Genomic DNA, 21,542 nt, shown 5'->3' on the forward strand with positions numbered 1-21,542 from the left:
CTGGGTCAGACACGGGACCACGCAGGTCCGGTGAGCTACCCCCGCGGGCGCGGGGACGACACCTCGCGCAGCGGCGGGCACGGCCAGTACACGGAGCTACCCCCGCGGGCGCGGGGACGACGCGTTCGCTGGTCCGTACGTGGCCTTCGCGGTGGAGCTACCCCCGCGGGCGCGGGGACGACCCGAGGCCAGTGTTGCGGCCGGACGTCGCGTGGGAGCTACCCCCGCGGGCGCGGGGACGACAGCGTCGACGGATGGACGACGAACGGGACTGGAGAGCTACCCCCGCGGGCGCGGGGACGACTACCTCGCCCCGTTCATCCTCGTCGCCCCGATCGAGCTACCCCCGCGGGCGCGGGGACGACGGGCGACGAACCAGCCGCCGCCTCCGAGGACGCGAGCTACCCCCGCGGGCGCGGGGACGACGCGTGCTCGTGCCGCGAGCCCGGGACTAAACGTGAGCTACCCCCGCGGGCGCGGGGACGACAATTCACGGCAACCTCAGGATGGGTGGCGGGAGGAGCTACCCCCGCGGGCGCGGGGACGACGCCGCCGGCGACCTCTTGGCTGCCGCGTCTGGCGAGCTACCCCCGCGGGCGCGGGGACGACCCGGGCGGGCCGCGGAGGTGGAGGGACCGAGTAGAGCTACCCCCGCGGGCGCGGGGACGACGGCGGGTGCTCGCCAGCCTCGGGTGCGGCGGCGGAGCTACCCCCGCGGGCGCGGGGACGACGACGTGTCGGTGCTGCCGATCCCGGATCCGGGCGAGCTACCCCCGCGGGCGCGGGGACGACGTCAGCTCCAGCTCGATCGTCTTGAACGTCGGGGAGCTACCCCCGCGGGCGCGGGGACGACACTTCATGACCTGCGGTGTTGTCAGGTGATCATGTCGTTTTGCTTTACCTCGGGTGGGGGCCGCCAGGGCTGTCCGTTCTGACGTGGGCGGGCGATGAGGGTGAGACCGTCGAAGTCGACGGGAGTCCAACGATCGCGGCCGGCTGTGCGGGCCGACCAGCCCTGTTCCGTGGCCGCTGGTTCGATCATGACGGCTTGGCCGTCGTGGATGCGTTCGGCGAGGATGTTCCACAGGCGGTCGCGGATGCGGGGGTTGGGGTTGCCGACATAGACGCCGGCGGCCACTTCGATGAACCAACGGGTGAGGTGGCCCCGGAGGCCGGGTGGGGCGGCGATGAGGACGATCACGGTCGTTCCAGCGCTCATGGAGCCGTCTCCGCGGAAGCGGGGCCGGGTGGTTCCGGGATGATGTCGAGGTGGTGCTCGGCGCTCCAGTTGCGGCCGCTACTGACGACGGTGTCGCCGTCGTCCCACAGCGCGCCGAGGTCTTCGTCCGGCAGGTCGCCGCCGTCGGGGACGAGGAGCTGTTTGATGTCGGTGACGACGCGGGGCAGGAGTTTGCCCCCTACGACGGCGTCCCGCAGGGCTGTACGTGCGTCGCGTTCGGAGGTGAGGCTCTGAGCGGCGAGGTCGAAGGCGAGGGGGATGGTGAACTCGGCCTTGTAGAGGTCGGCGATGTCCAGGACGAAGGAGAGGGCGTTGCCGGTGTGGACGAAGCCGAGGGCGGGGCTGGCGCCGAGGCCGGTGATAGCGGCGTGGCAGATGCCGTAGAGGGCCGAGTTGGCGGCGGACAGGAGCCGGTTGACGTCGTCGCCGGCGGCGAAGGCGTCGCCCGGTTTGTAGTCGCGCTTGGTCCAGGGGACCCCGGTCCGGTCGGAGTGCTGGGCGTAGAGGCGGCGGATGCGGGTGCCTTCGCGGCCTCGGAGCTGTTGGAGGGTCAGGCCGGTGGTGTCCTCGCCGGGGAAACGCATGTCGTACATGCGGCGGGCGACGGCGACGCGTTCTTTGGGGCGGGTGACCAGCCAGGCCTGGCGGAGCTGGAGCTGGGAGCCGCGTGCGGTGCTGGTGCCGGTGGCGTAGAGGCGCACGCCCTGCTCGCCGACCCAGCACATGGCGGTGCCGGAGTCGGCGAGCAGGGTGGCGGCGGGGTGGGTGATGCGGCTGCCGGGGCCGATGAGGAGGACGGCGAGCCAGGCTGCGGGGACGTGAACGGTGCGGGCCTTGTTGACCAGGACGATGGCGTTGTCGTCGCGGTCGATGTGGCAGCGCTCGGCGTAGAGGCTGGAGATGCGGTCCTCAAGCCTGTGCACGTCCTGTGGTCTGGTCCGCCACCAGGGTTCAGCCATGTCCGGCCTCGCGGGGGCGGAGCGGGGCGAGGGTGAGCAGGCCTTGGCCGTAGCCCTTGGCGGGGCCGATGCCGGAGAGGAGGGTGGTACGCAGGGTGTCGGGGTCGGTGACGCGGAGGCGTCCTTCGAAGGTGGCGGTGGACAGGGTGACGCGGGGGCCGTCGGGGCGCTTGTGGAAGCGGAGGATGTCGCGGCTGACGATGGTCGCCGCGGGACCGGCGGACAGGTCCTGGTCCTCGGTCTGCAGGCCGGGGGCGGGGGGTGTGGCGGTGGCGTCGGGGACGGTGAAGCCGTGGCGTTCGCTGCGGTCGAGGAGCCACTGGAGCTGCTGTGCGGCGGTGCGGTGGGCGACGCGGGAGCCGCGGGTGCTGCTGCCGTTTTCGGCTCCGTCCTTCAGGCGGGCGGCCTGCTGTTCGCTCGGGCGGCTGGGCTGGGCGATGCTGCGGACGGGGTTGGCGGTGAGGCGGAAGCCGAACTCGCGGCCGCGGGTGATGCGTTCGAGCAGGGGTGTGTAGTCGGCGATGAGCGGGGCGCCGTCGTCGGCCCCGGGCCAGCCGGCGTCGTCGACGAGGTGGGCCCAGGAGGGACGGCTTTGGGTGAGGACGAGCAGGTCGGCCCGGTGCGGGGTGTTGTTGTCCAGGCGCCACAGGACGCGTTCGGTGACGGGCTGCACGGCGAGTCCACCGAGGACGGCGGCGTGCAGCCGGTGCGGGCTGGACAGCAGTGACACGGCGGCGCGGCGGCGCGGGTTCAGGGCGATCTTCGACAGGTAGGGCATGTGGTCACCAGCCCAGGAGGGCGAACGGGTCGTGGTCGGACTGACCGGCGGTGGCGGTGTCCGTTGTCGGAGGGGCCGGCTGGTCGAGTCCGGTGGGCACGGTGACCCAGAGGTGACGGACGCCGCGCCGGCCGAAGCGGGTTCCGGTCCTGAGGTCGTAGGTGTCGGGCACGTCGACGGCGAGCTGGCCGCCGGCCGGGTCCTCGACGGTGGCCTCCAGCGACACGGTGGTGTCCTTGGCCTGCTGACGGCGGTGGCTGCCCGCCTGCCACGGCACGTCACCGAGGACGTTCTCCAGCGGGTCGTCGGCGTGCAGTCCGAGGCTGACGGGGCCGGTGGGCGGGCAGGAGCGGCGGCCGAGACTGAGCGGGAAGACGGGGTTGCGGACCGCCTCCTCCAGGCCGCGCACGAGGGTGCTCGGGCCGCGCAGGGCGGCGACGAAGACGGCGTCCTGGAGGTAGAACCGCCGGGTGACGCCGGTGAACTTGGGCGGAGTGGTCCTGGTCTGCTGCCCTTTGGCATTGGTCTTGGCCGACAGCATCGGCACTCCGCGGTAGTCACTGTAGGTGTGGTAGTCCCGCAGCAGGGTGCCGGGCTGGTCCACCCGGACGCCGAGCTGCAGACCGACCAGGTCGGTGAGGGAGGTCTCGCGGTCGCGGCCCTCGGCGGCGGCAAGAAGGCCAAGGACGCCGGACTTGGTGGGCTGGGGGCGGGTTTCGCGCCAGTTGTAGCGGGACGGGCCGCCCCAGGATTGCAGCGGGGCGGCCAGCCGCAGCACGAGGACGGCGTGGTCGTTGCCGGTCATCGGGCGCCGGCCTGCGGCGTCGGGGCGGGCGCGATCTCCCCGTCGGCGAGCCACTGTCCGACCAGGGCGTCGACGGAGCCGAGCAGGGCAGGGAAGGACAGGGAGGGGCCGAAGACCTCGGCGACCTTGTCGCCTTCGGTGGTGTAGGTGGCCAGGGTCCGCAGCGGCTCGGCGCCCCAGGTATCGCCGACTGTCTTGAGCTCGTCGGCGAGCCGTACGACGGATTCCGCGGCCAGGCCGGTGACGCCGGTGACGGGCTCCTCGTAGGCGGAGACCAGGTTCACGGGCTGGTCGGTGCGGAGGGTCAGCAGGACGAGGTGGGGCAGGGTGCGGTGGGCGAAGGAGTTCTGGTGCCCGGTCGGCATGGAGCGGGTGAACGCGTCGATGAACCGCACGGCCGCCTGACGGGTCTCGTCGGTGTCGTTGAGGTTGTCGCGCAGCTGGTGCACGCCGAGGACGGCGTAGCGGTACAGGGTGGAGGAGTTGAACTCGACCGTGCCGATCATGCCGGCGCCGTGGTCGTCGGTGTTCTCGTCGTCGACCGCGGTGTAGTAGTCGAACTCGGTGCGCACGGCGTGGGTGGACAGGGCGTGCGCGACCTGGACGGAGGCGTCCACGTTCAGGGCGGGCAGGTCGGCGACCATACGTCCGAACAGGGCGACCTCGGCCGGGTGCCCGGTGGACAGCGCCTTGACGACGGGGAGGTTCTTCACTTCGGTCTTGAGGCCGTCGTCGGGCAGGGCGGCGAGCTCGGCGGCCCGGCCGTCCAGCAGTGCGATCAAGTCGTCGAGCTGTTTCTTGCCGAAGAACAGCAGGTAGGCGGACTCTTCGTCCTTCTTGGCCGACTTGGTGATGCCGAGCGGCTCCAGCAGGGCGGCGGCCAGACGGTCCGCCTGCCCGGTCTCCAGTCCGGCGCCGCCCTCGGCGGCGGGGCGGGTCAGGCGCTGGGCGAGGAGTTGGGCGATCCGCTTGGTGCGGGTGGCCCGGTCGGCCTCTGGCACGTGCTCGGCGTACGCGGTGCGGGTGGCGCGCTTCCACGCCTGCGAGGAGACGCGGGCACGGCGGGCTCCGCCGTAGACGGCCTGCTTGGGGGTGCCGGAGTCATCCCGGTTCACGTTGGACGGCGGCAGGCTCTGCAGGATGTGGGCCTCGACGAAGAGGGTGGGCCGGCTCATGGCATGACTCCTTGAACGCATGAGGCGCCGCTCGTACGGCGCGGTCGAAGACGCGGTGGTGTGACGGGGACGACGGGCTAGCGTGGTGGCGTGGCCGGCAGGGTCCCGGGCAGATCGGTCTCAGGTGGATGTAGTGCTGCTGGTGCGGAAGTCGCGGTCCCACTGATGCCGGAAACGGCTGGCGGCGTCCGGAAGGCGGGGGTCGTCCCAGGTCCGCAGAGCAGTGCGGAGCAGGTCGTAGTCGAGTCCGATGCCGGCCCGGTGCAGCAGCGGGACCAAGGACCTCAGGTGAATGGCGAGTTCGTCGGCGTCGGCGGAGGTGAGCAGATGGCCCAGACGCTTGTCCAGCGTGGCGGTGGCGGTCCTTGCCTCGTTGCCCGTGGCGGCTTGGCGGGCGAGCAGACCGCAGGCACGGCCCGGGCTGTTGCCGGTGACGTGCATCCGGCGGTCGTGTGCCTGCTGGTGGCGGGCGAAGAGGGTGAGCGCGGTGTGCTCGGCGGCCAGGTCCCGGGTGAGGGCGCCCTTGTTCCGCCACGCCGAGTCCATGCGGGTGCGGTGGAACGGCCACATCGCGGCGACCGTCCCCGGCTCCCGGCCGGTGCCCGAGCGCAGCGCGGCCAGCTCAGCCCCGGCATCCCGGCTGCCGGGCTCGAACGTCACCCAGTACGGCGCCCGCTCTGCACCGGGCTCCTCTGTGTCCGCCTCGTCCGGGGCGCCGGGATCGGTGTACTGCAGACCCCAGGAACGCAGCACCGGCTCGCGGCCCGGGCCGTCCCACGCGGCCAACTCCCGCAACAGGCGGGTGTAGTCCAGGCCGATGCCCGCCTGCCGCAGGAGCGGCACGAGCCGCTGCAGGTGCTGCACCAGCTCGGGGAGGTCCTGAGCGGTCGCGGCCGCGACCAGCCGCCGCTCCACGGCGGCTTCCGTCATCGCCTGGCTGCGGCGCAGCAGCAGGCAGGCGGTGCCCAGGCCGACGCCCGGCCGGTGGACGGGTTCGGACGCGGCATGCTGATGCAGCCCGAACAGGGTGAGTGCGCAGTGCTCGGCGACGTAGCGGCCGGGAAGGCGGTCGACGCCGTCGGCCTGCAGGGGGACGCGGTGCACGGGCCGCATGGACGAAACGGTGCCGGCCTCCCGGCCGACGCCCTCGGGCAGGGCCCGCAGGTTGCGTGCGACGTACTCGGAGAAGTGCGGACGCCGCCCTTCTTCGCGTGCCGAGTGCCAGTCGTCGGCCGCCTCCTCCCAGAAGAACGACCGGGTCCGTCCCGTCCCGGAGCGGGCAGCAGGGGTGCTGGTGGTCGTCACGCTGCGTCCCCCTCCTCACGATCGACGCGGCGTTCCTCGGCGACCCGTGTCAGGATCCCGGCGAGCTTCGCGCGGAACATCCCGATGGCCTTGCCGCTGCGGTAGACGAACTCCGTGTCGCCGTTCTTCACCACCCGGCCCACCACAGCTCGCGGCGGCGCCGCCGCGAGCAGGAGATCGGCCTCCCGGTCGGCGGCGATCTGCACGGACTGCTCCCACGCGAGCTGGGCGCGCTCAAGGAGTTCGTCGTCGTCCTCGTCGACGGTCCGCAGTCCGGTGAGCAGGCGGCGCACGGTCGTATCGAGGGAGTGCAGGAACTGCACGGACGGCCGGCTTCCCTTGTCACGGGGCAGCGGATCACCGCCGGCGGCACGCCGCAGGTCGTTGAGGAGCCCGTCCAGAGCCCGGGCGACCTGGTCGGCCTGCTCCACGCACTCCAGCAGGATTTCGCGCAGCGAGCCGTCCTGGGCGAGCAGGGCCTTGACCGGCAGGGGCAGGTCGTCGCCGATGGCGTTCTCCACCACGGCCGACTGCGTGCCGTAGTCCAGACCCGACGTCTCGACCCCCAGCGGATACCGCCCGGACAGCGCCCCGATCGTCTGCAGGTCATCGACCTGGCGCAGCAGCAGCGAGGTGTAGGGGCCGTCGCCCTGCACGGGCAGCGTCATCGCCAGCAGCGTGCCCAGTCCCTGCCAGGCAGCGCGGCCCGAGGCGTGCCGGCGGGGCCGCCGGTGGGGCTGGCCCTTCTTCGGTTTGGCGGTGTGCTGCCATGCCGTGTGCGGCTCGAACTCGGGTGTCTGCGCCAGCCGGTCACCGGCCGACACGATCACCCGGTGCACGCGCAGCCCCTGCTCCGTCTCACCGGTGAGCAGACGGATCCGGCGGGCCTGGAAGGTCAGCAGGTCCAGCAGGCCGGTCGCCGGACGCTGGGACCAGGCGGCCCCGGCCGGCGACATGCAGCCCAGAGCCGCTGGACGTTCGTCCCGCGCCCACTGCGGCCGGTCCCCCGGTTCGAGGCCGTCGGGCAGGATTGGTGTGTTCAGCAGCAGCGTCTCGTACAGGGTCCGTCCGGTGGGGACGATCACGCCGAGCTGACCGAGCGGCCCGGTCGGGTTGCCGGTCGTCTTCCCGTTCTTGACCTGCGGGTCGCCCACGGCCCCGGTCTTGATCGACGCCGTGTCCCAGCAGTGCGCGTGCAGCAGCCACAGCGCCGCGTCCCCCGGAGTCAGCAGCAGCTCGTCGGCCTCGCTGAGAGAGCTGAACAGCGGCACGTTGTTGCCGGATGCCACGGACGGCACGAGCTGGGCGGCCGTCTTCGTCTCCCCGTTCGACGACTGAAGGCCGGCAACCTGGGCGAACGGGCGCTCGGCGTCGAACAGACGGAACCGGTTCCCGTAGCGGGGGCCCAGGTAGTGCGCCAGCCGGTCCCGCTCTTCCTGCGAGAAGTGGCCGCGGTCGAACCGCTGCGCCCACTCCTGCCGGGTGCGGGGCACCCCGATGGCGTCGATCACCACGGGCAGCAGCAGCTGGCGGAGCACCACCGGCAGCATCGTGTGCACCGGCAGCTCCAGACGCCGGACGGTGTGCGATCCGAGCAACGCGTCCAGCAGGCCCACGGGCTGCCGGACACCGTCATAAACGACGGCTTCGAGCCATGCGTCGTAGACGAGGTCTCCCTCGCTGGCCATGGCAGTTCCCCCTCCATGTGCGTACACAGTGATCTCACCGCATCCCCCCGGAAGCGGTGACCGGCGGGCCAACTCCACGGACCCGATGCGAAGTTGGCCCCGACCGGTCACTGGAAGCGTTGCACCCTAACGCTTGATGTTCAAGCGACTTCGATGAAATGGGCAGAGAGGCCCACCGGCCCCCGGCCCAGCAGGTACTCTGCGCACGGCTCGTGGAGCCGGGCCTCCCCGCAGACGGGGGTGTTCCCGCTTGATGTTCCGCTCAGCGCCAGGAGTTGTCCCCGCAGCGCGGGGTGAGACGGTCCCGGTCCGGCTCCACAGCCCACTCACCCGGCACCCCACTCGACGACGAGACCGAGCTGATCGTGGTACGACACCCGGTCCGCGCCCAGCAGCGTCGTGCCGTCCTCCTCCAGCACGAGCGCCGGGCGATACCGCAGCCAGGGCCGGCCGGCCCACCCCGGAAGCGGCTTCAAGCCGCTGAGGGCGGCACCGGTCAGACCCGGGGGAAGACGGACCGTGCCGCCCATCAGCCGGTCGTTCATCTCGTCGTCATCCACCTCGCCGTGCACCCCGAGCCAGGACCCGTCAACGGCCCGGTACCCGGTCGGGTCCCTGCGGACGATGACCACTTCGACAGACGGATCACCGTCACGGACGACGGCGTCAAGCTGTTCCTCGGAGGCAGCCCCGCTCCCGGCGTAGTGCAGCCCCTCCAGGGTCGGGAACGCCCACTCCCGCCGACGGCACAGCAGGTACTCCTCGGCGTTCTTCTCCCTCTCCCGTTCCCCCGCTTGCCACCGCTCCCACGCCGCGGCCTCGTTCCAGTCCGCCGGGCAGATCCCGGTGTCGCCGTAGGCGCGTGCCACCAGCCCCGGCACGTCGGCGGGAATGCTCCAGCACGAAGCCGCCGGCTCCGCAGCCCCGGCGGCCGTGAGGGCGCCCGCGGCCTCCGTGACCAGGGCCACTGCCCTCAGCAACGACCACTCGCCGTAGATCCGCTCCGAGGCGCGCAGGAACTGCGGCGATCCGTCCCTGCCGGGCGCCACCCCGGTGACCAGGACCAGGGACTCGCGGTGCGCGTGCGGACGCCGGGTACCGGCGTGACGGTGCAGCCTGCCGATGCGTTGCAGCAGGAGATCGGTGGGAGCCACGTCGGTGATCAGCACATCGGCGTCCACATCGAACGACTGCTCGGCAAGCTGGGTGGCGATCACCACCATGCGCTCCGGCCGGTCCTCACCGGCCTGCGGGCCCATCAGACGCAGGCACTGCGCGGTGCGGTCCGCGCGGTGGGCAGCGCACAGCCGAGCATGCAGAAGGTGCAGGACACCGTCGAAGCCCCCGTCCCGCAGATCACGGTAGATCGCCTGGGCCCGGTCGACCTGGTTGACCACCACCAGGACGACACCGCCATCGGCGACAGCACGGCGTACGGCCGCCGCAACCCGCGTGCCCGCCGGGTCCGTGTCAGGCAACCATGCCAGCCGCACCGGCAACGACTCCCGCCAGGACTGCACGGCCTCCCTGGACGTCTCGGCAACCGCCCGGCCGTCGACGCCGTAGGCCGCCGTGACACACGGATAACCGGCCGGCTCCGGCACAGGCTGGTGCACATCCGCCCTGCCCAGCACACCGGACAAGTAAGCGTCGACGAAACGCTGCCGCTGCGCAGGCGGCAGCGTCGCGGACAACAGCACCACAGGAACCCCTGCCTGCCCCAGCCACCGCAGCGCCTCCACGAGAAACTGCCGCATGTACACGTCCGCAGCGTGCACCTCGTCCACGACCACGACCTTCCCCGCCAGCCCGGCGAACCGGAGCATGACGTGCCGCGTGCGAGTCGCCGCGTGCAGAAGATGGTCGACCGTACCCACCGCGAACGCGGTCAGCAGACCGCGCTTGTCCCCCAGAAACCAGTACGCCGGCCCGTCCGCCCCACGACCCGCGGCCCCGGCCGGCGAAGACCCCGAGGGCACCAGGCCGTAATCGGCGTCCTCGTCGATCGCACCATAATCGTCCCCGGCCACGCCGACACCACCGGAAAAGTTCCCGTCCCGGCAGCCGCACCCGTCACCATCCGGACGCGGCCTCCCCGCCCAGACAGCCCGCCACCAGGCATTGAACCGCCGCCGGCCATGCAGAAGCGCAACCTGCGACTCCAGCTCCGGACCGAAGGTGCGCACCCACTGCAGCACCTGCTCGTACATCGGGTCACTCGTCGCCTGAGTCGGCATCGCCACGAACACACCGCCGAGACCGAACCGCGCCGCCAGAACCTCGGCGGCCGCCAGCGCCGCCTTCGTCTTCCCCTCCCCCATAGGCGCCTCCGCCACCAGCAGCCCCGGCGCCGGCATCGACCACGCCCGCTCCACCAACTCCCGCTGCGACGCCCGCGGCCGCACCCCCAGTCGACCGGTCAGCGGCTCCAACGGATCCCCCGGCAGCGGAAGGCCCTGCCAGCCACCGCGAAGACGCAACCGCCCCCACGCCCCCTCCGCACGCCGACGCGCCCCGGCGAAGGAAACCTGCCCGGCGTCCGCCAACCCCCCAAACTGGCTGCTGTCACTGGCGATCCAGTCCGCCATCACGATCAGCCCCGACAACGCCAACTGCTCGGCCTTCCGCAAAGAGCCGACCGGCCGAGCATCTGCCACATCCTCGAAGCCGACCGCACGGGTGAAGACATCCACGACCGCCCGCTGGACTTCCTCCCAGGCAGCACCCCGCCCCTGAGCCCCGCGCGGCGGCTTGAGAGCAGCAGCCGGCGGGAACGTCCCGTGATGCCCGGCGACAAGCGGCCACACCCACCCCACGGCCTCCTCGTCACCCCACTCGGCCACCAGCCGCGGAATCAGCAGCACGGCTCCGGCCACGTCATGACGCCACCGCTTCTGCCGCCCCACCGGCAGCCGCCCCCACGCAAGACCCGCCGCCAGCACCGGCCCAGCCTCGACCGCATCCATCGCCTGGAACGCCGGGCACGCCTTCCCGCAATCATGAATGCCGCACACCCACATGAACCACAACCGCCCCCGGCCACCGCTGATCTCCTCCAGCCGCCGCCGGAACGCAGCCGACACGTACCGGTCCCACATCACCCCCGCCACGGCCGCCGTATCCAGCAGATGCCCCAGCAGCAGATGCCTCTGCCCACCGTTACGCGCCGCCGACTTCCCCCACAACGACGACACCCGCGCGACGACCTCATCGGCAAACCCCATCGACCGCATCAACGCAACGATTGACCGCTCGTCCTCCACAACCGCCCCCGCTCCACTGCACACAGCCAGTTGCGCGGCACTGTAAACGACCCCACTGACAACGAGCCCGAAACCCAGGCTCCACAGAACGCAGCCCACCCCCCAGCCGACACCCAACCGGACCGCCCTCAACACACAGCAAGCCAAACGAGGTGAAAGAAAACAGGTACCCTCGCATGCATCACCGCAGATCAAGAAGTATCGTCCCCGCGCCCGCGGGGGTAGCTCACTAGCAGGTCAGATGGGGTGTGGGAAACAAGTATCGTCCCCGCGCCCGCGGGGGTAGCTCCAGCTACGGCGGCGTCACGGAGACCGGCGGCAAATCGTCCCCGCGCCCGCGGGGGTAGCTCCTCGACCTTGCGCATCTCCCCGTCCGACGTCGGATCGTCCCCGCGCCCGCGGGGGTAGCTCGGCGTCCAGGGCCTCGAACGGTTCGCTCGCCATATCGTCCCCGCGCCCGCGGGGGTACCTCCGCGCCGGGATCCCCGTCCGGAGGTACACCGCAATCGTCCCCGCGCCCGCGGGGGTAGCTCGGTGGAGACCGTCGTCTCGAACACGCTGTACCCATCGTCCCCGCGCCCGCGGGGGTAGCTCCCCGTGAGCGGCGTCAACAGCGGCTCAGCGCAAATCGTCCCCGCGCCCGCGGGGGTAGCTCCTCGTCCAGTCCTCGTCCAGGGCGTCCATCAGCATCGTCCCCGCGCCCGCGGGGGTAGCTCCCCCATCTGGGGGGCTATCGGCGTCGTCGCGCCATCGTCCCCGCGCCCGCGGGGGTAGCTCCTCGTCCCGGACGGCGCCATACACCACCAGGTGGTCGTCCCCGCGCCCGCGGGGGTAGCTCCCCCCGAGCGAAGGCACCGCCCGGGGATCCGACGTCGTCCCCGCGCCCGCGGGGGTAGCTCGGGCTACGCGGCCACCGCCACCGTGTACGCCGCGTCGTCCCCGCGCCCGCGGGGGTAGTTCGCCCGGTGATGCAGGGCGAGGCGAGGACCATGCGTCGTCCCCGCGCCTGCGGGGGTAGCTCCCCGGCAGATCTTCACCCGACACGGTGTGCCCTGTCGTCCCCGCGCCTGCGGGGGTAGCTCCGCCAGCAGCAGCGACGCCTTGCCGTCCGTACGGGTCGTCCCCGCTCCTGCGGGGGTAGCTCCCTGACCAAGACAAGAACTCCAAGGCCAAGGGGTCGTCCCCTCGCCTGCGGGGGTAGCTCCACGAGTCGGTCGTCGAGGACTTGTGGGACGCCCGACCGGGACCTCGAAGTCCGGCCAGTGCTCATCGGTCACGGCGTGCCGCTTTCCTCTCCTCGCGCCACGACGGTCCGCCCGGTGATCGCCTTCTCCTCGGTGGCCACCTGCGATCCGATGTGCCCCATGGCCCACTCGGCGTATCAGGGGTGTAGGGCGATCTGCGCGACGGGCATGCCGGTGGCCGTCAGCTGCGCCGTCCCCCGCTTGGCGCGGGACTCCGTGGCGTCCATGACTGCTCGCGCTGCTCGGGCACGGAGTAGGACTGACCCGCCCGGCTCTTGGTGTACTGCCGAGTTCCCGGCTGCTGCATGTCAGGCCACGATGTCTGACCGAACGCACTACTGCGGCCAGTTCATGTTCAGCTACCTGTGGAAGTGTTCGTGAACGGTGCCGGTTGGTGACGCAGTTCTGGTCTTTCCGAACCCGGCGGGAGCGGGTGCATATTTCTGCGCGAAGCGGAGCAGGTGGTAGGCCATGCGGTTGCCGCGTGTGCTCGTGTTGCTGGTGGCGGTGGCGGTTTTCCAGCAGATGGCTGCTGCTCTTTTGAAGAATGTGTGCGCGGATGCGGGTTCGTGGTCGGCGGCGGTGACCTCTACCAGCAGATGCTCCGGGTCCTGTGCCGTTCTCTTGGCGGGTGTGCGCTTGCCGGCGTTGTACGGGAGAAGCCGGTGGGGCAGTTGCCCGGCGGACGCTGCCTCGTGCTTCGTGGCGCCGGTGTGCTCGCGGGTGGTGGACGCTGCGGCGACGATGATGCCCAGATGCTCGGCGAACTGCGTTCCGGGCAAGGGGATCTCAAGGTCGGGGTGGCTGGCGTAGCCGATGGTGACGGCGGTGGCCACGAATTCGATGACGGCCTGCGCGGTGGGGGTGTGCTTGCGCGGTGTGGTGCGGGTGAGGCGGCTCAGGATGCGCAGGACGGTGGCGAGGCTGGCGTCGGCGGTCGTCATGCCATAGGCCGGGGCGTCCTCGTCGTCGTCGGTGCCGTCGGCTGGTGTGAAGGCGCTGGCCTGGGCGTGCCAGAGGGCTGCGGCGTGGCGGTCGCCCTGGGCGAGGTGCTGGAGGTAGAGGCAGTAGGAAGCGGGAGTGTCGTCCGCGCCTGCGGCGTACTGCCACCAGAAGCGGGCGCCGTCGTCGGCGCCGGCAAGTTGGAGGGCGCAGCCAAGGATCCGGGCGGCGCGTGGCTGCGGCACCTGGTCGGTGAGGAAGTCGGCGAGCTGGTCGGCGGTGCAGTGGGCGAGAACCGCCTCGCACAGGACGGCAAGGCTCTGTGCCGCGGTGTCGTCGACCGGGTCTGCCCGGCTGCCGTCGCACAGGAGCAGGCCGTCCAGCAGCAGGTCGTCGTCGGCGCAGTCTCCGTACGGGACGACGTCGCAGGGGACATGGGGCTGGTGGAGCAGCAGCGACTGGGCGAGGAGGTCTTCGACGGTGCTCATGACGGGGTGGTCACTCCTGGGTGTCGGTGTCGGGGAAGAGGTCGTTCAGCGCCCCTCGGGCGTGGTGGTCCAGGGTGTGGGTGATGGCCGGGGACAGGCCGACGATGCCCGGGATGGCGTCCGGGTGGATGCCGCACAGATACCGCAGGACAGTGACGTCCATCTGGTCCACCGGCAGGCTGGCGATCGCGTCGAAGAACCTCCCGAAGACCTCGATGTGGGCCAGGCGCTCGGCCAGGTCGGGGATCTCGGCCTGGCCGGCGGTGGAGAACGCCGCCGCGCGCAGGTCGGGGTATCCGCCAGGCCGGCTCGGGGTGCGGGAGAGGACCTTCTTGGCGCAGCAGCTCCCAGGCGTAGCGGGGCGTGTCGGGGCTGGCTGTCGCCTCGTCCCAGGTGAGCCAGAGAATGTCGAAGGTCTCGCAGGCCGCTTGCCGGGCGCGCTTCTCGGATTGAAGGAATGCCTGAGCGTAGGCGGTGTAGGGGTACCACATGGCCTGGACGAGCCCCTGATGGGCGACGGGCTGTTCATCGCCGTCGTCAAGCTGGACGTCGCTGATCCGGTTCCTGATCCAGTCGGCGTCCTTGTCGGCTTCCCTGGCGGCCGCTTTCCACAGCCGGCGCACTGGGCCGACGGGTATCTCCAGGGCGCGCACCACGCTGTAGGTGATCTCCCAGCGGGGATAGTAGCCCTTGCCGCGCAGGAGTTCGGACAGGCGGGTCTTGGAGTACCCGGAGCGGCTGACGAGTTCGTCGAGCGTCATGCCGCTCGCGACGAACCGGCTGCGAAGCGGCTCCAGCCACGACCGGTGCGCCATACCGGCACTCTCGCAGATCGGCTCCGGCGGACGGCCGCGGCGATGGGGAGGCTCCCCCGCCGACTGTTCGGTCACCTGGGGCGGCTTCACGATGACGGCGCCTCACTTCCGTCCGACGACGGGGCCGGCGAACCCGCCGCCGACGTCGGCGCGGTGCGGGACCGCGTGTCCGTGCCGCTGAACGCGGACACTATCTGCTGGATGAGAAGCCCCAGCGAGGGCAGCAGCGCGGCCACGGCCGCCAGCTGCCCCAGCACCGTCATCACCGTGCTCCACGTGAGGACCGCCGCCAGCACGACCGCGGTCATCACCTGCTTGCCTGTCATGACACCTTCCCTGAATGGAAAAAGCGTCCGGAAAGCCCCCTCCGGGGCGGTGCTCAAACGCCCCGGAGGAGTTGACGACAGCATGGTGCGCCGGGCACACAACACTCAACGTGATCATGAAGTTGTGGAACAATGACACCGCGTCAGCCACCGGGCACCGTCGCTCCTTACTTCACGACCGTCACCAGGACCGGCAGATCATGACGGAATGAACCCTTTTGATGGCGGAACCGCACTTCTCATTGCGGCGCCGACCGGAAGACGCACCATGGAACACGGGCGCCTCCCCGGCGTCGCACCTTCCCGTCCGGAAGGCCGCGCGGTCCCCTCGTGCTCAAGAACAACCGGAGGGGACCGCACCGCTTCCGCCCGGCCGCCCACGCACCTGGCGGAAGCGGACACGCGGCCGCCATACGGGAGCCACTCACCCGAGCCGCCACCGCAGCCGCCCCGCCGCACAAGTTCGAGCGTTTTACCCCGATTCCAGCGCCTTCGTACAGCGCACGGAAATCGGCGGCTCCCCCTCCTTGACCGCCCTGCGCACAGACCGGTCGAAGTCCCACCCACGAGATGCCTCACGAGAAGCACCCCGCGTCTCCGTCTTCCGGGCTACCTCGGCCTGTACGCCCCGGCCCCGGCACGCCGCGGAGTGGGCCGCCCAGGCGAGCCCCGCCGAACTACGTTCGTCCGCGCTACTTGCCTGCACGTCGGTGAGGCGGCAGTGGCCAACGGGCGGAACGGGGGATCCGCGGCATACCTAGGCCGCCATTGCCGTTTGAGGTCGCTCGGCCCGTTCGCTGTTCTGCACCGGGGTGATCGGTTCAGTGAAACGAGCGGAGACCTCGTGAGTGGAACACGATGAGTACCATTGCTCACGAGCCGGACCGTTACGGCGGATCCGGCTCCACGTTAATATTCTCGGTCACCCCAGAGGCAGGGTCGCGAAGGACTCCCACTCGTACATCTGGTTGTCCCGGTGGATCACGATGAGTTCCGCGGTGGAGATACGTGTGTGTGCTGGGGTGAAGTCAAAGCCGTTGAGGGCCTGGGTGATCGGTTCGGCGGGGCCGTTGCTGGCGCTGTACGCGACTGAGACGTGTGGGGTGAAGCCGTCGGAGTTCTCTGGCACCTCGTCGAGTACTTCACCGATCGCGTGGCGGATCGCGTCCCGGATCGCTCGCACAGGGCCGTCCGGATGGACGTGGAGGAGGACTGCTTCTGGATCGGGGACATGCGGGCCGATTTGCATATCGAAAGAAGGGATGCCGGCGAGTAGAGGACGGGCCGCGTCGGCGATCGCATGGACGTCCTCCTCCTTGACCTCGCCGACGAATCCGATGCCTTGCATCGTGAGATGCAGCCACCGGTCGGGAACTGGGGTGAGAATGTCCCCCAGCGGCGCCAGGGCCTGGCGGTACTCGGTGGCGAGCCGGTGCACGTCGCGCTGGCCGCTGAAGGTGAGGTGCCAGGTGTAGAAGCGGCGCCCCACGTGCCAGCCGGGACGCCACCACCAGTGGTTACGCATGGTCTCAGGCTGAGTGCTCATGTGTGCGATGAAATCAGGTGGAAGCAGCACCTGGCGAGAGCGCAAGGTGGCGTTGGGCGGAGTCCACGCAGAACTCCTCGATCGCCGCCCGCAGACCGATGGCCGGGGTGCCTGTGGCGTACGGCCGGCCAATTCCGGTTGAGAGTTCGTGAAGGCGGTGGGCGACCGGGGCCAGACGCTGGTCTGGAGGCAGGGCAAGGACGGGTGTCAGCGCTTCGAGAGCTCCCTCCACCTCACCGGCGGCCAGGTGAGCTGCTGCCTGACTGATATGGATCTGAGCCTCTGTGCCGTAGGCCCGAACCGGCTGTACCGACAACAGGGCGAGGGCGTTGTTCGCCGACCGCAAAGCATCAGCAGGACGTCCGACCCGCAGGTGCACCGCCGCAGCGTAGTTCTCCTGCCGTGCCGGCTGGCAGGAGAAGATGCCGCCGACCTCGTCGTCACCTGATGCCGCAGCGCGCGCCTCTTCGGCTCGGACGAGCGCAGCCATAGCTTCATCCTCCGCGCCCAACTCAGACCAGGCGTCAGCTTCCTGGCACGCCAGCAACACGGCAACCGAGCCCGTAGTGGAATAAGTGCCGCCACGCCGGGCAAAGTTGATCGCCTCACGCAGCCGGCCATCCCAGAAAGCGACCTTGGACCGCGTCGACAGCACCCACGCTCTCAGGTCGTTGTGCCCAGCCAGCTCCGCGCACAGCCACGCAGTGCGGCCCTGGGTGTCCGCATCGCGCAACTGCCCGAGGTCGGAGGACATCCAGGCCAGCAGTCCGCACAGGTACCCGGCACAGACGTAGAGGTCGGCGGCTTGGCGCGGATGCAGGTGCCCCTCAAGCAGAGTGAACACTCGGTCTCGAAGAGCCCTCGTGCGCAGGAAGAGAGCGACCGGGTCGGAAGTCAGGTAGTCGCAGGCCAGCGCGCGTGTTTCCGCCATCAATTGTTCAAGGGCAATGTCGCCGACGTTCGACGCCTCTGCCCATTGCGCCCAGGCGGCCGATTCGTCAGCGGCCAGACGAACAAGTGCGGAGCCGGTCGGATCAGAGACCGGGGCCGGCAACGGAGTACTGGGACTAGAGACATGGGTCACTGTCTCCTCGCCGTTGAGAGCACGGAGGATTGTGTCGGGGAAGGCCCTGCGGTCGTCCAAGTCCAGGAGGTCCGTGGGGCGGCACTTGAATGCCTGCGCCATTGCCAACAGGACAGCGAGACTCGGTCTCCGCGACGATGGAGCGGGCCACTTCTCCCACTTGCTGACGAGCGACGCATCTGCAGCAACAGTGTCGCCGGGCCGGTGGTAGCTGGCCTGCGAGATGCGGTCAGCCGTCTCCTGGAGAGTCCAACCGCACGCGTGGCGCCACGCCTCGCGTGGACGCATCCGGTAGCGCGAACGCATCTCGATGGCGATATCAGCCACGGTGCAGCCCGCGCTGATCATGTCGCGTCGAAGGACGTCCCGATCAGCTTTTGAACCGGGTTTCACGGGGGCGTTCATAGACAAGCTCCCTACACAGCGAAGTGAACTCACCGTAGCGCCGGGGTCGCTCCCCCGAGGAAGCGTCGTCTAGAAACTGTGATCGCACACGCCCAACTACACGCCCAAGAACGGGCGTCCTCGCTGGTCACGCGCACGCGAGGTGTCCAGAAAAATTGGTCACCAGCGCCCGTGACGCAAACTTCCCTCCCTGCTAATGTAGGGAACCACCGGACCTGCCGGCCTCCGGAGACCGGAAGACCGGAAGACCCATGAGCGCGCGACCGGTCCGAGGGAAAGTCCAGCGCTCAATACTGAGAGACAGCCCCAACATGACGAACGCGATCGCCCCGCGCACACGGGGCGCCAAGATGACGATCGGATCTACGCGGTCACCCGCGAGGGTATGGTCACACCGCCTCACGCCACGGTGAACGTCCTGCACAGCGCGAGCCTGCCGCCGTCCGGGCAAGGCACCCAACTGCCGCCGTGCCAGTGCCCGCTACACCGACAGGCAGGTGCGGGCAGGCAAACGCCATCAGCCTGAATCCCGGCCCGGCACCCCGCGGCGACGCCCGATGCCCTTTCACCCGACCGGCCCCAATCCGGGGCGATCCACGGAGAAACCAGATGACACGCCACCCCCGCATCGAGCACTACGGCCTGATCGGCGACATGCAGACCGGCGCCCATGTCGGCAAGGACGGCTCGATCGACTGGCTGTGCCTGCCCCGGTTCGACTCGGCTGCCGTCTTCGCCGCCCTGCTCGGCACAGACGAGCACGGCACGTGGCGGATAGGCCCGGACACAGCCGTTGCTGCTGCACCCGCTGCAACGGCCAGTCGGCGGTACCGCGGCGACTCGCTGGTCCTTGAGTCCGAGTGGAACACCCCCGCCGGCACGGTCCGGGTGACCGACTTCATGCCGCCGCGCGCCGGGGTCCCGCGACTGATCCGGATCGTGGAGGGCGTGGCGGGCGAGGTGCCGATGGTCTCCGTGCTGCGCCCGCGGCCGGGGTACGGACGTGTCAGTCCGTGGATCCACGGGGAGCAGGGTCGGATGGTCGCCGAGGCGGGCGCGGATGCCTTGTGGCTGGACACTTCGACCGAGCAGCGGGAGAAGGACGGCAGCATCATCAGCCCGTTCACGGTGGCCGCGGGCGAAAGCGTCGCGTTCGTTCTCAGCTGGACTGTGTCCCATGCTGCCCCTCCCGACGTCCCGGACCCAGACGTTGCCTTGGCTGCGACGCTCGGTTTCTGGCGGGAGTGGGTGCGGCAGTGCACCTATGACGGGCCGGACCGTGAGGCGGTCGTCCGGTCGCTGATCACGCTGAAAGCGCTGACGTACGCGCCGAGCGGGGGGATCGTGGCGGCGCCGACCACGTCGTTGCCCGAGGAGATCGGCGGCAGGCGGAACTGGGACTACCGCTACACCTGGCTGCGTGATGCCTCCACCACGCTGGCGGCTCTTCTGGGGACGGGATACCGTCAGGAGGCGCAGGCGTGGCGGCGGTGGCTCCTGCGGGCGGTGGCGGGTGATCCAGAGAACCTGCAGATCATGTACGGGGTCCGTGGGGAGCGGGACCTGCCGCAGGAGCGGGTGCTTGGGTGGCTGCCCGGGTATGAGGGTTCCGCACCGGTGCGGGTGGGCAACGCAGCTGCGGAGCAGGTGCAGCTCGACGTGTACGGGGAGGTCATCGAGACCCTCTACCTCACGCACCGCAGCGGTGTCGCCCGCTGCAGGGACACGGCAGTCCTGCACCAGCGGCTCGTGGAGCACCTGGCGCGGCGGTGGCAATTGCCGGATGAGGGGATCTGGGAGGTCCGCGGGCCGCGGCGGCATTTCGTGCACTCCAAGGTGATGGCGTGGGTGGCCGTCGACCGGACGATCCGCCTGGCCGAGGCCGGCGCCCTCGATGTCGACCTGGTCGCACTGGTCGAGTTGCGTGAGGCCATCCATCGCGAGGTCTGCACGCTCGGTTTCGACCCGGTGCGCAACACCTTCACGCAGTCCTACGGTTCGGCGGAGCTGGATGCGGCCGTGCTGCTGATTCCCCGGGTCGGGTTCCTGCCGGCCGACGACCCGCGCGTGGTGGGGACGGTGGAGGCGGTGCGCCGGGAGCTGTCCACTCCGGAGGGCTTCGTCCGCCGGTATTCGACAGCCGGTGAACAGGCCGGCGTCGATGGCCTTTCCGGCGACGAAGGGGCTTTTCTTCTCTGCAACTTCTGGATGGTCGACGCCCTCGCTCTGACCGGCCGGCTGGAGGAGGCCAGGGACTTGTTCGACCGGCTCCTCGGTCTGCGCAATGACCTAGGTCTGCTGGCCGAGGAGTACGCGGGCGGGCGGCAGCTCGGTAATTTCCCGCAGGCGTTCAGTCACATCGGGCTGGTCGAGAGCGCGCTCCTGCTGCACCGCCTCGCCCAATCACCGCCCCCACGAGTCGAGGAACCCGGAACCCCGTCTCCTTGTCCCGTTGGTGACGTCCCGCAGGTGTCCGACAGTTCCTACGGATGGGGCGCATTCCTCACGAGCGTACGAGCCCCTTCAAGCTGTGTGAAGAAATGACAACGAGGACCTTCGATTTACCTGATGCTGCGCGTTTCCTCCGCAGCCGTGGCATGTCGGTTCGCCAGATAGCGAAAGAGCTCCGCCGGCCGGAAGAGTTCGTCAGAGAAGCTGTCAAATCAGGCAGGCGGCTGAAGCAGCCGAAGCTGGCCGAGTCGAACATGGTGCGACTTTACGAAAGCGGCACTTCGCTGAGTGAACTGGCCACACTTTCCGGGCTTTCCTATGGAGCGACCCGGAACCGCCTGCGCGCCTTTGGGGTGCGGTTGCGGCCGCCCGGTGGTAATCAGCGACCCGTGAGACCACGGCGGCTCAAAGTGGTGGAGCCGGTCACCTACGCCTCGCTGTCGGATGCCGTGGTAGCGCTGCAAGGGGCAGGGCTCAGTACGTATGAAGTCGTGAGGGTCACGGGGCAGTCGTATCACCGTGTCGTCAAGGGGCTGACGGACGCGGGAGTCAAGGGACGCCGTTACAGCCGCGTGAATATCGATCCATCGAGGCTTGAGGCAGCGTACAGCGCGACGCTCTCGACAGAGATGACGGCCCGTATTTTGCATGTCAGCAAGACCACGGTGAGATACCGGCTGCGGGAGCACGGCATAGAAATGCAGCCCCCCGGCGGCCGGCCGAGGACATTCACGAACGAGGTTGCACCGGTCCGCATCGACATGCCGGCCAAGCCCTGGGAGAAGGAGTACCGGGACATCGCCGGCCGGTTCGACCGGGGGCAGGGAACGCAAGCCATTGCGGCCGAGCTTGGCATTCCCCTCACTACGGTGCTCGACGCGCTCCGCGCGCACCGGAACCCGGACCGTCTCGCGGCCGAGATCATCCGGCGGTCCGAACACGAGCCGCCCAGGATTGTCGCGGCCCGGTTGGGCGTACGGCCGGACCGGGTGCGCGCCGTGATCGCTGGTGCCCGCCCCTGATGACTT

Annotated in this window: 15 protein-coding genes and 2 CRISPR repeat arrays; of the genes, 2 read left to right on the plus strand and 13 right to left on the minus strand. The window is 70.1% G+C overall.

What is annotated here, in order from left to right; translation table 11 throughout:
- The first annotated feature begins 32 nt into the window (after positions 1 to 32).
- Positions 33 to 853: a CRISPR direct-repeat array (repeat unit 28 nt; unit sequence GAGCTACCCCCGCGGGCGCGGGGACGAC).
- Between the two features lie 21 nt (positions 854 to 874).
- From cas2e to AC27LF_RS43130, 13 genes are all read right to left on the minus strand, one after another.
- Positions 875 to 1,219, minus strand: a complete 345-nt coding sequence (gene cas2e / locus AC27LF_RS43070; protein WP_479664674.1) for a type I-E CRISPR-associated endoribonuclease Cas2e — start codon at positions 1,217 to 1,219, stop codon at positions 875 to 877.
- Positions 1,216 to 2,199, minus strand: a complete 984-nt coding sequence (cas1e, locus tag AC27LF_RS43075) for a type I-E CRISPR-associated endonuclease Cas1e (RefSeq protein ID WP_479664673.1) — start codon at positions 2,197 to 2,199, stop codon at positions 1,216 to 1,218. The genes cas2e and cas1e overlap by 4 nt, the downstream gene beginning before the upstream one ends.
- Positions 2,192 to 2,977 (minus strand): type I-E CRISPR-associated protein Cas6/Cse3/CasE, encoded by a 786-nt coding sequence (cas6e, locus tag AC27LF_RS43080; RefSeq protein WP_479664672.1) that lies wholly within the window; start codon positions 2,975 to 2,977, stop codon positions 2,192 to 2,194. Before cas6e ends, cas1e begins: the two co-directional genes overlap by 8 nt.
- A gap of 4 nt (positions 2,978 to 2,981) precedes the next feature.
- Positions 2,982 to 3,782, minus strand: coding sequence for a type I-E CRISPR-associated protein Cas5/CasD (gene cas5e, locus AC27LF_RS43085; protein ID WP_479664671.1), 801 nt, complete (start codon positions 3,780 to 3,782; stop codon positions 2,982 to 2,984).
- Complete coding sequence (gene cas7e, locus AC27LF_RS43090; protein ID WP_479664670.1) at positions 3,779 to 4,957, minus strand: type I-E CRISPR-associated protein Cas7/Cse4/CasC; 1,179 nt, start codon at positions 4,955 to 4,957, stop codon at positions 3,779 to 3,781. Before cas7e ends, cas5e begins: the two co-directional genes overlap by 4 nt.
- A gap of 120 nt (positions 4,958 to 5,077) precedes the next feature.
- Entirely contained in the window at positions 5,078 to 6,262 is a 1,185-nt protein-coding gene (gene casB / locus AC27LF_RS43095; protein ID WP_479664669.1) for a type I-E CRISPR-associated protein Cse2/CasB, read from the minus strand.
- Positions 6,259 to 7,950: a type I-E CRISPR-associated protein Cse1/CasA gene (gene casA / locus AC27LF_RS43100; RefSeq protein ID WP_479664668.1), complete on the minus strand. Its 1,692-nt coding sequence runs from the start codon at positions 7,948 to 7,950 to the stop codon at positions 6,259 to 6,261. The genes casB and casA overlap by 4 nt, the downstream gene beginning before the upstream one ends.
- Positions 7,951 to 8,276: 326 nt before the next feature.
- Positions 8,277 to 11,183 carry a CRISPR-associated helicase Cas3' gene (gene cas3, locus AC27LF_RS43105; RefSeq protein WP_479664675.1) on the minus strand — a complete coding sequence of 969 codons (2,907 nt, stop codon included), beginning with the start codon at positions 11,181 to 11,183 and terminating at the stop codon, positions 8,277 to 8,279.
- Positions 11,184 to 11,413: 230 nt separating this feature from the next.
- A CRISPR array of direct repeats spans positions 11,414 to 12,417; the repeat unit is 28 nt; unit sequence GTCGTCCCCGCGCCCGCGGGGGTAGCTC.
- A 399-nt stretch (positions 12,418 to 12,816) separates the two neighbouring features.
- Positions 12,817 to 13,887 carry a hypothetical protein gene (locus AC27LF_RS43110; protein ID WP_479664667.1) on the minus strand — a complete coding sequence of 357 codons (1,071 nt, stop codon included), beginning with the start codon at positions 13,885 to 13,887 and terminating at the stop codon, positions 12,817 to 12,819.
- A 10-nt stretch (positions 13,888 to 13,897) separates the two neighbouring features.
- On the minus strand, positions 13,898 to 14,050 hold the full coding sequence (locus AC27LF_RS43115; RefSeq protein WP_479664666.1) for a hypothetical protein: 153 nt from the start codon (positions 14,048 to 14,050) through the stop codon (positions 13,898 to 13,900).
- A gap of 738 nt (positions 14,051 to 14,788) precedes the next feature.
- Complete coding sequence (locus AC27LF_RS43120) at positions 14,789 to 15,028, minus strand: hypothetical protein (RefSeq protein ID WP_479664665.1); 240 nt, start codon at positions 15,026 to 15,028, stop codon at positions 14,789 to 14,791.
- 922 nt (positions 15,029 to 15,950) lie between these two features.
- Entirely contained in the window at positions 15,951 to 16,574 is a 624-nt protein-coding gene (locus AC27LF_RS43125; RefSeq protein ID WP_479664664.1) for a 2'-5' RNA ligase family protein, read from the minus strand.
- Between the two features lie 13 nt (positions 16,575 to 16,587).
- Positions 16,588 to 18,063: a helix-turn-helix domain-containing protein gene (locus tag AC27LF_RS43130; RefSeq protein WP_479664663.1), complete on the minus strand. Its 1,476-nt coding sequence runs from the start codon at positions 18,061 to 18,063 to the stop codon at positions 16,588 to 16,590.
- A gap of 609 nt (positions 18,064 to 18,672) precedes the next feature.
- Between AC27LF_RS43130 and AC27LF_RS43135 the strand changes: the two genes are divergently transcribed.
- Together AC27LF_RS43135 and AC27LF_RS43140 are read left to right on the plus strand one after the other, a co-directional pair.
- Positions 18,673 to 20,607 (plus strand): glycoside hydrolase family 15 protein, encoded by a 1,935-nt coding sequence (locus tag AC27LF_RS43135; protein ID WP_479664662.1) that lies wholly within the window; start codon positions 18,673 to 18,675, stop codon positions 20,605 to 20,607.
- Entirely contained in the window at positions 20,604 to 21,536 is a 933-nt protein-coding gene (locus tag AC27LF_RS43140; RefSeq protein ID WP_479664661.1) for a helix-turn-helix domain-containing protein, read from the plus strand. The genes AC27LF_RS43135 and AC27LF_RS43140 overlap by 4 nt, the downstream gene beginning before the upstream one ends.
- Positions 21,537 to 21,542: the final 6 nt, after the last annotated feature.

The organism is Streptomyces diversicolor, from assembly GCF_057537855.1.